This window comes from Plesiomonas sp. ISS29 (genome assembly GCF_056522795.1).
The window spans coordinates 1,476,140-1,488,263 of the sequence record NZ_JAWRZQ010000001.1; the positions used below are offsets into that span (position 1 = coordinate 1,476,140).

General features: G+C 50.9%; 8 protein-coding genes. 5 read left to right on the forward strand and 3 right to left on the reverse strand.

Features of this window, described 5'->3' with window-relative positions:
* Positions 1-164: 164 nt before the first annotated feature.
* Positions 165-1,907, reverse strand: a complete 1,743-nt coding sequence (locus AC1HDJ_RS06590) for a BatD family protein (protein WP_479534390.1) — start codon at positions 1,905-1,907, stop codon at positions 165-167.
* A 414-nt stretch (positions 1,908-2,321) separates the two neighbouring features.
* Here AC1HDJ_RS06590 and fadI point away from each other — a divergent pair, with 414 nt between their 5' ends.
* The 3 genes from fadI to AC1HDJ_RS06605 all read left to right on the forward strand — a co-directional run bounded on the left by fadI (position 2,322) and on the right by AC1HDJ_RS06605 (position 6,404).
* Positions 2,322-3,632, forward strand: a complete 1,311-nt coding sequence (gene fadI, locus AC1HDJ_RS06595; RefSeq protein ID WP_438645282.1) for an acetyl-CoA C-acyltransferase FadI — start codon at positions 2,322-2,324, stop codon at positions 3,630-3,632.
* Positions 3,632-5,794, forward strand: coding sequence for a fatty acid oxidation complex subunit alpha FadJ (gene fadJ / locus AC1HDJ_RS06600; protein ID WP_479534392.1), 2,163 nt, complete (start codon positions 3,632-3,634; stop codon positions 5,792-5,794). The genes fadI and fadJ overlap by 1 nt, the downstream gene beginning before the upstream one ends.
* A gap of 142 nt (positions 5,795-5,936) precedes the next feature.
* Positions 5,937-6,404, forward strand: coding sequence for a YaiI/YqxD family protein (locus AC1HDJ_RS06605; RefSeq protein WP_479534394.1), 468 nt, complete (start codon positions 5,937-5,939; stop codon positions 6,402-6,404).
* Between the two features lie 165 nt (positions 6,405-6,569).
* Here the strand turns inward: AC1HDJ_RS06605 and AC1HDJ_RS06610 are convergent, their stop codons facing one another.
* A complete protein-coding gene (locus AC1HDJ_RS06610; protein WP_479534396.1) occupies positions 6,570-9,398 on the reverse strand; it encodes an insulinase family protein in 2,829 nt (942 codons plus the stop codon).
* Positions 9,399-9,957: 559 nt separating this feature from the next.
* Between AC1HDJ_RS06610 and sixA the strand changes: the two genes are divergently transcribed.
* Positions 9,958-10,455: a phosphohistidine phosphatase SixA gene (gene sixA / locus AC1HDJ_RS06615; RefSeq protein WP_479534398.1), complete on the forward strand. Its 498-nt coding sequence runs from the start codon at positions 9,958-9,960 to the stop codon at positions 10,453-10,455.
* A gap of 66 nt (positions 10,456-10,521) precedes the next feature.
* Here sixA and smrB read toward each other — a convergent pair whose 3' ends face one another.
* Positions 10,522-11,046: an endonuclease SmrB gene (gene smrB, locus AC1HDJ_RS06620; RefSeq protein WP_438621610.1), complete on the reverse strand. Its 525-nt coding sequence runs from the start codon at positions 11,044-11,046 to the stop codon at positions 10,522-10,524.
* Positions 11,047-11,122: 76 nt separating this feature from the next.
* On the opposite strand from smrB, the gene prmB reads away from it, so the two are divergent.
* Positions 11,123-12,055, forward strand: a complete 933-nt coding sequence (gene prmB, locus AC1HDJ_RS06625; RefSeq protein WP_479534400.1) for a 50S ribosomal protein L3 N(5)-glutamine methyltransferase — start codon at positions 11,123-11,125, stop codon at positions 12,053-12,055.
* Positions 12,056-12,124: the final 69 nt, after the last annotated feature.

The window sequence follows — 12,124 nt, forward strand, 5'->3', positions numbered from 1 at the left end:
TATCGTTAATGTGCTATCGTGTATACGCCGTAGTTGATTTAGATAGATATACATAATAGAAAAAGCCGCCATCGCCTTTATTGTATTACAGGCTCTCTGGCGGCTTTTTTATTGGTGTGGATACGGTTTTTGTCTTTTTGTATCCTAATTACGCAATTTTCTCGTTACTCGATTTTAAAGTTAATTTGTGGGTAATCATCATGCTTGCGTGTTTTGTTGGTCGGCGCATTGGCGGTTGGCGGTGCATCAGCACGCCGGATCCCGCGAATACGGTAGAGTAACTGGCGCAGCGGCGCACTGTCCCACGCGGTTGCGTTGCCTTTACTGTTTGGGTTATCGGTGCTGCGCTTGAGCTTGGTTAGCTCTCTATCTATTGCATCACCGTTTGGCAGTTCGGCAAAATGGGTGAATTTTCTTCCCGGCCAGCGCAGGCGTGCCCACTGGCTGAATGCACGGGTGATCTGTGCCGGATCATGCTGGTTCAGTGCATACTCTAGCTCTTGCCACGCTTTATCTTCCGGTTCGGGTTCATTAGGCATCATCAGCGAAAGCTTACTCAGCTCATTACGCAAGTTCCGTTTCTGGCTCATGTGCCAGTAGATAAAGCCGCCAGTGAGTAACACCGCAAACAGTGCCAGATAGCCGAAAATATTGGCATAGTTCTCTTTGGGTTTGACCATCGGGACTACCGGCTGGCTCAGTGCTGGGTTGATGCTGATATTCAGTGGCTGGGCAGCCAGTACTGCATTTTCAGCTTTCTCGGTCTGGGTATTCCACCAGCTAATCGTGATCTCCGGCAGGGTGACTGCTGCAGTGCGTTTTGGCATCAGAATGTGGCGGATCTCTAGCTCGGTCTCATCATTGAGCGTGCGTCGCTGTTCAACCGGCTGGGCATGTAAACTCAGTTCATTCGGATACACAATGGCCGGCATCACTAGGGGTTTATTGCCTAACCCGCGTGCGCGCAGACGAATGGTTCTGGTCAGCGGTTCGCCTACTTTGGCGGCAGATGGCTGCGGAAACCAAGTCTCTTCCAGCGTCACTTTTTCAGCTGGAAGCCAGTTATTACGCAAATCTTTGGGCAGAGCTTTGATATTTAAGATAACCGGCAGTGATTCAGCATAACTGTTGAGCGGCGGCTGCCGTAGGCTGCTGCCGCGTACCGTGCCCCGAAAGCGAATGCTGCCGATGGTGACATTTTCACTGTCGGTGGCAGTAATTTGATAGCGGCGGCTGATGATCTGATAACGGTTGCCATCACGCATTAAGCTCCACGCCCGATCTTGCCCTATCTGCCGCAATGTTCCGCCGCTGATATCGGGTGTTGAGAGCACGCCATCAAGCAGCTCACTGGCCAGCTCAAGGTCGACATCCAGATAAACGGCTTCGTCGGGATAAGCAATCGGTTTTGAGAGGCGAGTGCTCAGCACTGCCTGATCAAGCGTAATAACCGGCTCAGGTTCAGGAGCTGGCTGTGGCGGCTCTTCAGGGGCGGCGGCTGGCGGTGTAATGGTTAATGTCAGTGGTTGGCTTGAGACATTATCAATGGTGAGCGCGGGGATCTCATAACGGCCAGCCTGATCGTGTAACAGGGTGGTTTTCCACTGTGTCTGTGCCGGATTTTTTTTATCCGCCGGAATTTGGTTGTATTCGGTATTGCCAATGACAAAAGACTGACCAAACAGCGGGGAGAGATCCAGCGCATCATTGGGCAGCGTATCGTCAGCACTGACGGTTAAAGTAAAAGGCTTTCCCTGCTCAACGGGGTCATTATCAATACTGATATTGAGTGTGTTTAGCGCTATTGCTTGCGGGCTAAGCGCCGCACAGCATAAAGCAATGCTTAGGGTAAGCGGAGTAAAGAGACGCGAGTGAAATCGGCGCAACGTATCGCGTGTCATCAGCATAGTGGTGATCTTTTCCAACAGAGAGTGAAATAACCGTAGGTGGCACGTTAATGCAGAAAGTAAATGCAATAACTGTGCCTTATCTGTGTGGCTTTGTAGTGTGTAGCTTTGTGGCCATTACTACGGTTGATGTGTAGTCAACAAAACAATTCAAAGCACAGCCTAAAGCACAGTCAAAAAAATGGCAGCAGAGTCAGATTATTGGTGTGTGGGTATGTGTGGTTATTCTTGTATCGGGATCTGCAAGTTCTTGTGGCCAAATATCAAACACAACCGTTAACCTCCTGCCGGAAAAACGTGCCAATAATCACTCAAACACTTGTTTGAAAAATGTGAACAAGAGGTTACACTCAAGGTATTCAGGTCAGACCAGACCGGTATTTATCCCCCGTGAATCTTCAGGAAGGAGTACACATGAAAGCGGCGCAAAATCTTACCACCCGTAACGGGGAACGCATTGCTGTGGTGGCGGGGTTACGAACACCGTTTGCCCGCCAAGCAAGTGCATTTCATGGTGTGCCAGCGCTGGATTTAGGGAAGCTGGTGGTGAATGAGTTAGTACTCAGAACGGGGATTGACCCTGCATTAATTGATCAACTGGTTTTTGGCCAAGTAGTGCAAATGCCGGAAGCGCCGAATATTGCTCGTGAAATTGTACTGGGCACGGGAATGAGTGTGCATACCGATGCTTACAGTGTTTCACGCGCTTGCGCGACCAGTTTTCAGGCGGTGGCCAATATCACCGAAAGTATTGTGTGTGGCCATACGCAGGTAGGTATTGCCGGAGGCGCTGACTCATCATCTGTACTGCCGATTGGGGTATCAAAGACGCTTGCGCGGGCCTTGGTTGATCTGAATAAAGCCCGTTCACTGAGCCAGCGGTTGAAGGTGATCAGCCGTTTACGTTTGCGGGATTTAATGCCAGTTCCTCCGGCAGTAGCCGAATATTCAACTGGCCTTTCAATGGGGCAAACTGCCGAGCAGATGGCAAAAACCTACGGTATTAGCCGACAGGCGCAGGATGAGCTGGCGCTGCGTTCGCACCAGCGTGCGGCACAGGCGTGGGAGCAGGGGCTGCTTGATGATGAGGTGATGACTGCATATGTCGCGCCGTATAAAGCGCCGTTTGCAAAGGATAATAACATTCGTCACGATGCTACACTGGCCGGTTATGCCAAGTTGCGCCCTGCATTTGATCGCAAACACGGCAGTGTCACCGCCGCGAACAGTACGCCGCTGACCGATGGTGCTGCCGCTGTGATGCTGATGTCAGAAGGGCAGGCAAAAGCGTTGGGGCTGACACCACTGGGTTATATTCGTAGCTATGCGTTTGCCGCGATTGATGTGTGGCAGGATATGCTGATGGGCCCGTCGTATGCAACACCGCTAGCGCTTGATCGCGCGGGGATAACGCTGGCTGATTTAACCTTAATTGATATGCATGAAGCCTTTGCTGCCCAAACACTGGCGAACGTGCAGATGTTTGCCAGCCAGAAATTTGCGCAGGAAAAGTTAGGCCGCAGTCAGGCTATTGGCGAAATTGATATGGATAAGTTTAATGTGCTGGGCGGATCGCTGGCGTATGGCCACCCGTTTGCTGCCACCGGTGCTCGGATGATCACCCAAACGCTGCGCGAGCTGCAGCGTCGTGGTGGTGGTTTGGCGTTAAATACCGCATGTGCGGCCGGTGGGCTGGGCGCCGCAATGATATTGGAGAGTGAATAATGACAACGCAAAGCGCATTTTCAGTCACCGTTAGGGATGATGGCATCGCGGTACTGACTATTGATGTTCCCAACGAGAGCATGAATACCCTGAAGGCCGAGTTTGGTCAGCAAATTCGAGCTATTTTACAGCAACTACAACAACCCTCAGATCTGGCGCAACCCGCGGTAAAAGGGCTAGTACTGATCTCAGGTAAACCCGACTCGTTTATTGCCGGTGCCGATATCAATATGCTGGCGGCTTGCCGTAACAGCGCTGAAGCACAGCAACTTTCGCGTGAAGGGCATGCGATTATGGCCGAGCTGGCCGCCCTGCCGTTTACGGTGGTTGCAGCAATTCACGGCGCTTGTTTGGGCGGCGGGCTTGAGTTGGCACTGGCCTGCCATGCGCGGGTCTGTTCGCTGAGTGATAAAACTGTGCTCGGTCTGCCGGAAGTGCAGCTAGGGTTACTGCCCGGTTCTGGTGGAACACAGCGTTTACCCGCGTTAGTGGGTGTGGCAAAAGCGCTTGATCTGATGCTCACAGGGCGGCAGGTGCGTGCCAAACAAGCCCTCAAAATGGGGCTGGTGGATGATGCGGTGGCGGCTACCGTACTGCTTGATGTTGCAGCAGCGCTGGCATTGAAACCCAAACCCACTCGCGTGCACCCAAACGGTAAAATGGGTTGGTTAATGGATGGTAACCGCATTGGGCGCAATATTATTCTGACGCAGGCACTCAAACAAACGCTGAATAAAACCCGCGGAAACTACCCTGCGCCAGAGCGGATTATTGATGTGGTGCGTATCGGCCAGACTGATGGGTTTGATGCCGGATTAGACGCAGAAGCGCGCCATTTTGGTGAGCTTGTGATGACTCCGGAATCGGCTGCTCTGCGCTCGATTTTCTTTGCCACCACCGAGATGAAAAAAGAGTCGGGTGCTGACGCGCAAGCGCGACCACTCCAGAATATAGGTATTTTGGGTGGCGGGCTGATGGGCGGTGGTATCGCGTTTGTGACTGCCACCAAAGCGGCGTTGCCGGTGCGGATAAAAGATGTTGCCGAAACGGGGATTAATCACGCGCTGCGCTACAGTTTTGATCTGCTTAATAAGCGGGTGAAAAAGCGGATTTTGCTACGATCCCAAATGCAAAAACAGATGCTGATGCTTAGCGGTGGTTTGGATTATACCGCTTATCAGCATCATGATCTGGTAGTTGAAGCGGTATTTGAAGATTTGAATCTGAAGCAAAAAATGGTGCAGGATATTGAGCAGAACTGCAAACCTGAAACCATTTTTGCCTCGAATACCTCATCACTGCCGATTCACCAGATTGCTGCTCATGCACAGCGGCCGGAAAATGTGATCGGCCTGCACTATTTTAGCCCGGTAGACAAAATGCCGCTCGTTGAGGTGATCCCGCATGCCGGTACATCGGCAGAAACGGTAGCCACAACGGTGGCGTTTGCCAAAATGCAGGGCAAAACGCCGATTGTAGTGGCCGATAAAGCCGGTTTTTATGTTAACCGCATTTTAGCCCCGTATATGAATGAGGCGGCGCGCTGCCTGCTGGCGGGCGAAGCGATTGAGCATATTGATGCTGCGTTGCTCGATTTTGGTTTTCCGGTTGGCCCGATTACGCTGCTTGATGAGGTTGGCATTGATGTAGGCGCTAAGATATCGCCGATTCTTGAGCGGGAGTTAGGTGAGCGTTTTGCTGCGCCAGAAGCGTTCACCGCCTTACTGGGTGATGATCGCAAAGGGCGTAAAAATGGCCGCGGGTTCTATCTGTATAACAGTAAAAAGAAGCTGTATCGCCTAAAAGGGCAAGAGAAAAAAGAGCCGGATAACAATGTCTATAAAGTGCTGGGGGTTCAGCCAAACTCATCACTTGATCCACAAGCACTGGCCGACCGTTGTGTGTTGATGATGCTTAATGAAGCGGCCCGCTGTCTGGATGAGGGCATAATTCGCAGTCCGCGCGATGGTGATATCGGCGCGATTTTTGGTATCGGTTTTCCACCGTTTTTGGGTGGGCCATTCCGTTACATGGATCGCATTGGGGCTGTACAATTGGTGCAGCAACTTCAAGAACATGCGAAGCGCTTTGGCCAACGTTTTGAACCTTGCAATGCGCTATTGCAACGTGCTGAAACTAATGCGAAATTCTATCCACAATAACAATATAACCTCCTTATGTAATCACTCCTCTTAACCAGCCGTCAGGCTGGTTTTTTTATGCGTTCAACACCCTCGCTTGGCGGTATGTTATCCTGCGTGGTATACCAACGGAAAAATATAAACTGATTGAGTGAACGTTATTATGCAAATTTGGGTTGATGCGGATGCCTGTCCGAAAGTGATTAAAGAGATCTTATTTCGAGCCGCTGACAGGGTCGGGGTGCAGGTAACCTTGGTGGCCAACCAACCTCTTGGCATTCCACCCTCTAAATTTGTGCAAGCGGTACAGGTGAGTGCTGGGTTTGATGTGGCTGATAACGAAATTGTGCGCCGTGTAGAAGAGGGGGACTTGGTGATTACCGCTGATATTCCACTGGCATCAGAAGTGATCGAGAAAAAAGGCATCGCCCTGAATCCGCGCGGTGAGCGGTATACCACTGAGAATATCCGGCAGCGCCTGAATATGCGCGATTTTATGGATACTCTGCGCTCCAGCGGTATCCAGACTGGTGGCCCTGCGGCACTTAATCAGCGTGATCGGCAGGCGTTTGCCAATGAGCTCGATCGCTGGCTTCTGGCATTCCAGCGTAGCCAAAAAACGGCGCGATAAGCTCACGTACTCACTGTTCTACTGAGATTACGCAACTGAAGCCAAACCACACAGGCTACACCACTTATGCGGGCTATTTATCAGTAGTGCCGTAAAACCCCGTCCTTTATGGCGGGGAGAATGTCAATGTGCCGCGTATTAGCACTTAGCATCAGTGATGATATGTCACGCCAGATGCAGCTTTTGGCTGGCTAATAAAAATGCTTGTGGATCGGTGATCCAGTGCCCGATATTCAGCCTCTCCTGATTCAGATGCGCCTCACCGTGGCTGCATAGAATCAACCTATCTGCCGTGCGTGGGCGCAGCATCTCGATAATAAAGCGGATAACATCCGCCCGCCGCACCTGAGTTAGCTCTTTCGCAATACGCTGGCGCTGATCAAAGGCCCAATCTTTATTCCCGATACTGACCCATGCCCGTTGTGCGCGGGTACGCAGGTTGGTATCGGGTTCGGTGATTTGTGCCAGTAACCCGTTTTTGCTGGCTTGCCACTGCGCTTCACTCAGCTCGAGCAGTACGAGCGGAAACTCATTAATAAACTCATCAACCGATTCAAGCAGATGCGTTGGCCCAGCCACCGGTGATTGAACATAAAAAATCAGCCCCGGAAAACGGTTGAGCGGCAGGTTGCCTGATCCCAGCATATAACCGAGCTGTTGGCGTGTGCGCAGCTCATGGAAGAAGGTAGCCGACATTAAGTGGTTGGCAAAAATCGACAACATAATATCTTTCGGCGCACAGTGATCAGCCTGATAATAGACCAGCAGTGCCGAGTCTTGGTGCGGGCAGTCATACTGGCGCATCAGGGTGCTGCGCCCCTGAATGCTGACCAGTTGGCGCAAGGTCTCCGCCCCTGAATTGTTGGTGGTTAGTAGGGCATCGGTCAGTTGTTTACCCAGTGCTTTGGCTTGCTCTGCCGGCCAGTCACCGTAGACCAGCATTTCGATATGCACCTGTGAAAACATCTGCTCAACAAAGGCGGGCAGTTCACTGAGCGTCACTGTTTCAAGTGCCGGAAGCAGTTTCTCATACGGCGGATTATTCGGCTGCAGTAAACCGGTCAGTTGATTAAACAGCTGTGAAATCGGTTTATCTTCGGCCACATTGCGCCAGTTTCGCAACAGTTGTTCCCGAATAGTATCAAAGCGTGCCTGCGTGAACTCACGGTGGGTAAAGCGGTGCAAAATGGTGGCCAGCAACAGCGGCTGTTTGGCACTGAAACCAGAAAGATGCAGCGTAACGCCGCCCTGATGAGCATAAATATTGTAGCCGATACCGGCCAGCTCTGCGGGGTAGGTCTCTTCGGTCAGTGAATCAATGAGCATTTCAACACACAAACGGGTCAGCGCCACATGGCGTGCAGAGCTGACTGCATTAAGGCTATCGATAGCGATATACAGATGCCCTTTAGGCAGATGAAACTCCGGCTCTTGGCAGTGCCACAAGCGAAAACCGCTGCTGTCACTCAGCAATTGTGGATGTGGCATGGCATTTTCCAGCGTTTGCGGCTGTAAATGCTCGATAAGATACGGGTTGGGTTCGGGCAGATAGAGCGCACTGTTGTGCACGGGCTGATCGCGTAACTGTTGCCAGTGCGCAATCCATTCTGCTGGCAGCGGTGTCACCGAGTAGGGGGTAAAATACCACTGAGCCTGTTTATCGGTGCTGACTTCTGGTGCAATCAGAGTTACGCGGCAGCGGGTCGGCTGCATCAGATCAAGGAAATGGCTAATTTGCTCGGCATCGAATTGTTGCATCATATAATCGCCAGAAATCAGATCTTCGGCGGAATAGACAAACATATTCATAACCAAATGGCTGACCAGATCAATCGGTTTGCACGGCTCTTGAAAGTGAAACGCCGCATCGAGTACGGTGCGCTTTTCGGCATAGCGCCAAGCGTGTAACCCTTGCTGCGCTATCAGCGATAAATACGAAAATACTGCGCCGATAATCGCTTGAACCTGGTCAACCCCTTGGGGGGTAAGCAGCACGCTGACTGTGAAATCTTTAAAATTTGCGCCGCTGATCCCACCGCCTGCTGACAGTGTATTCACCCAGCCCTGCTGTTTTAGCCAAGATAATAGGCTGCCTTGCCCCTCATAACCCAGTAAGTGGGCAATAAATGAAAGTGGTTTTTGCGGATACAAAGCATCGACATTAGGAAGAGGCAAGGTCAGCGTCAGCTTACGCATCTCTTTTTTGGGCTCAATCTGAATCAGGGTTTGCAGATCTTCAGGCCGGTACAGTGGCGGTAATGCGGTTTCTGGTGGATAAAAAAGCTGATCAGGCTGGGCTGTGATCTCTGAAATAGCCGTTGAATCTGGAATCGCCGAAAAGTAGGTTTCAACCCAGCTCTGCAACTGCGCCAGAGAGTGCGGCCCGATTACCGCAAGGCACATCCGTGATGCCTGATAGTGGGTGCGGTAAAAGGCCAGCAGATCATCACGTACCGTGCTGTTTTCACGGTCGGCCAGCGTATCTTCCGAACCGACCGAGAATTTGGCAAACGGATGATCCGGATTTACTGTCTCTTTATGCACCTGATACAAGCGGCGCACATCATCATTAATCTTTAATTTGTATTCTGCATCAATGGCCTGACGCTCTTTATCCACTAATTCTGGGTGAAACAGTGGAGCGGTAAAAAATTGAGCAAAGCGATCAAGCCCTTCGGTAAAAAAATCTGCCGAGATATCAAAAAAATAGCTGGTATGCTCAGTGCCTGTCCACGCATTGTTGCTGCCGCCGTGACGATTGATAAACTGCTGGAAATCGCCCGCGTGCGGATAGGCTTCTGTCCCTAAAAAAAGCATGTGCTCAAGGAAGTGAGCCATACCTTGACGATCAAGCGGATCATCAAAATGCCCCGTTTGTACTGACAATGCCGCCGCTGCACGTGCAGTAGATGCATCATGAATCAGCAATACCCGTAGTTTGTTGGATAAAATTAGAGAGCGATATTGTTTATGATCATTGGGGCTTTGGTGCACGGCAGTGCCTCGGTCAGTCAAATAAAATATAAGGAGTATCGCAACACGCGTAAAATCATGCAGGGGCTGCGCTGTACAGACGATTATCATGTGTATTTTTGTATACAGCGTGTTCACATTATGGTGCGTGAGCAGACAGTGTGCAATTTTCTTTCTGCGCTTTTTATTGAGGTTGTTGGGGCAATATATCCCAAATTATTTATCGGTATAGCAAAGATGCAGCTTAGGTTTACAGCCAGACTTGCGAGGGGCTATTGGCTAAAACACAGGGTTTATCGGGTATTGTAGGGCAGAAAAAGGGATGAATACCCTATTGCGCAACATGCGGTGAGTATCACGTTCATCGGCTCAGGCGTTTAGTTCTTAGACATATTCAGGCACAATATCATCTTTAGGCTTAACGATTCATGATCGCGTAACAGGTTTGTTCTACTGCTTATCCTGTTGCGGCATGCCGTGCATCATCTCAATGCAGCAATGGAAAAATTGCGGTTCGCTTTTTTCCGGCGAGTGAGTTTGCCTTCGGATAAACCGATTAAAACAGAAGATTACAGTTATTATGCAAGTATTTATTATGCGACACGGTGAGGCTGGTCATCAGGCCGCTACCGACGCCCAGCGAGCACTGACACCGCGCGGACGTGAAGAGTCCCAATTGGTTGCAACATGGCTGGCCGCACAATATAGCAAGATAACCGAGGTGGATACCGCCGGCATTGAGCGTGCGCTTGTCAGCCCCTATCTACGCGCGCAGCAAACCTTTGATGTGGTAAAGCCGTTGCTTCCGGTGATTAAAGAAACGGAAATCTGGGATGCTCTAACACCCGATTGTAACCCACGAACGGTAGCCGATTACCTTACCGCACTGGCGGCCAGCGGCCTGAGCAGTGTGCTGGTGGTTTCACACCTGCCACTGGTGGGCTATCTGGTGGCTGATCTGTGTACTGGAGAAGTTCCGCCGATGTTTGCCACCTCTGGGCTGGCACATCTGCAGATTGATGCCAGCACCGGTCAGGGAAAACTGCTGCGTCTGATACAGCCAAGCCAGCTTTTGTAGGTGGTGCAGGCTTAAAAGAGGGAGTAACCTGCACGTGCCACCTTGTATGTTTACCGTGCGGTGCGGTTACTCCACCACATCCAGCAATACCAACAGCGCCGCATCACCGCCCCACTCTTTGGGGGCTTGATAAAACGCCCTCACTTCCGGATGCTGTGCCAGCCACAACGGGGATTGCCGCTTCAACACATGGCGGCCATAGCCGTGCATTACACAGGCACAGGAAACATGTTCACGCCGACAAGCTGCCAGCAGCGCGCCCAGCTCTTTTTTTGCCTCTTCCTGCGTTAATCCATGCAGATCAAGAAACAACTCGGGTGTAAAATCACCGCGCCGTAACTGCTTGAGCTCATAATGGCTTACATCCGCCCTGACATAGCGGACTGGCCCGTCGTGCTCAATCAGTGGCTGGAACTCGTCAGAGAAGTAGAAGCTGGCATCTTTTTGCTCCTGACGTAGGCGAATTTGCGCACGTTCAGGGCGCTGAATGCGTGGCGGGATTATGGTATCCTGCACAATCTTTTTCGCCCCTTGTATGGCTTCTTTAAACAAGGTGCAATCGTCTTCGGACAACGTATTTTTTTTCTTCATGTGATATCGGGTCAGTATCAGTCATTAATTATATAGTGAAACTACCACGAGATTATCACGTTGCGAGGTTTTACACGTGGATAAGATTTTTATTGATGAAGCCGTCAATGAGCTGCATACCGTACAAGATATGCTGCGCTGGACAGTCAGCCGCTTCAATGCTGCCGGTATTTATTATGGTCACGGTACTGATAATCCGTGGGATGAAGCGCTGTCATTAGTGCTGCCAACCCTCTATCTGCCGTTGGATTTACCGCAAGAAATGCGTAACTGCCGCTTGATCCCAAGTGAGCGCCATCGCGTTATCGAACGTGTTGTGCGCCGTATCAATGAGCGTATTCCGGTAGCGTATATCACCAACAGCGCTTGGTTTTGTGGCATGGAATTCTATGTGGATGAGCGGGTATTAGTGCCACGTTCACCGATTGGCGAGCTGATCCAGAATCGTTTTGCCGGCTTATTACCACGTGAGCCAAAGCGTATTTTGGATATGTGCACTGGTAGCGGCTGTATCGCCATTGCTTGTGCCGCACAATTTCCTGATGCAGAGGTTGATGCTGTAGATATTTCACCGGATGCACTATCCGTTGCCGAGCATAATATCTACGAACACGGCTTAGAGCAGCAGGTTACGCCGATTCGCTCTGATGTTTTCCGTGATCTGCCGCAAGATAAATATGATCTGATCGTTACCAACCCGCCGTATGTTGATGCCGAAGATATTGCCGATATGCCTGATGAATATCGCCATGAGCCAGAGATTGGTCTGGCATCGGGCCGCGACGGGCTGAAACTGACCAAACGCATTCTGGCTTGTGCACCGGATTATCTGAGTGATGACGGTGTGCTGATCTGTGAAGTGGGCAACAGCATGATCCATTTAGAAGCACAGTATCCGGATGTGCCATTCACGTGGTTAGAGTTTGAACACGGTGGTTTAGGTGTCTTTATGCTGACGCGTCAGCAGATTGTCGATCACTACCACCATTTTGCGATTTACCGAGACTAATCGGCGCAATCTGACTGAAAATGTGAAATTTCCGAACGGGTAGCCTTGAGCTGCCCGTTTTTATTGCGC

Coding starts and splice junctions, on each gene's coding strand:
- AC1HDJ_RS06590 (WP_479534390.1), bottom strand. CDS start 1,907: ATGCTGATGACACGCGATACGTTGCGCCGATTTCACTCGCGTCTCTTT.
- fadI (WP_438645282.1), top strand. CDS start 2,322: ATGAAAGCGGCGCAAAATCTTACCACCCGTAACGGGGAACGCATTGCT.
- fadJ (WP_479534392.1), top strand. CDS start 3,632: ATGACAACGCAAAGCGCATTTTCAGTCACCGTTAGGGATGATGGCATC.
- AC1HDJ_RS06605 (WP_479534394.1), top strand. CDS start 5,937: ATGCAAATTTGGGTTGATGCGGATGCCTGTCCGAAAGTGATTAAAGAG.
- sixA (WP_479534398.1), top strand. CDS start 9,958: ATGCAAGTATTTATTATGCGACACGGTGAGGCTGGTCATCAGGCCGCT.
- smrB (WP_438621610.1), bottom strand. CDS start 11,046: ATGAAGAAAAAAAATACGTTGTCCGAAGACGATTGCACCTTGTTTAAA.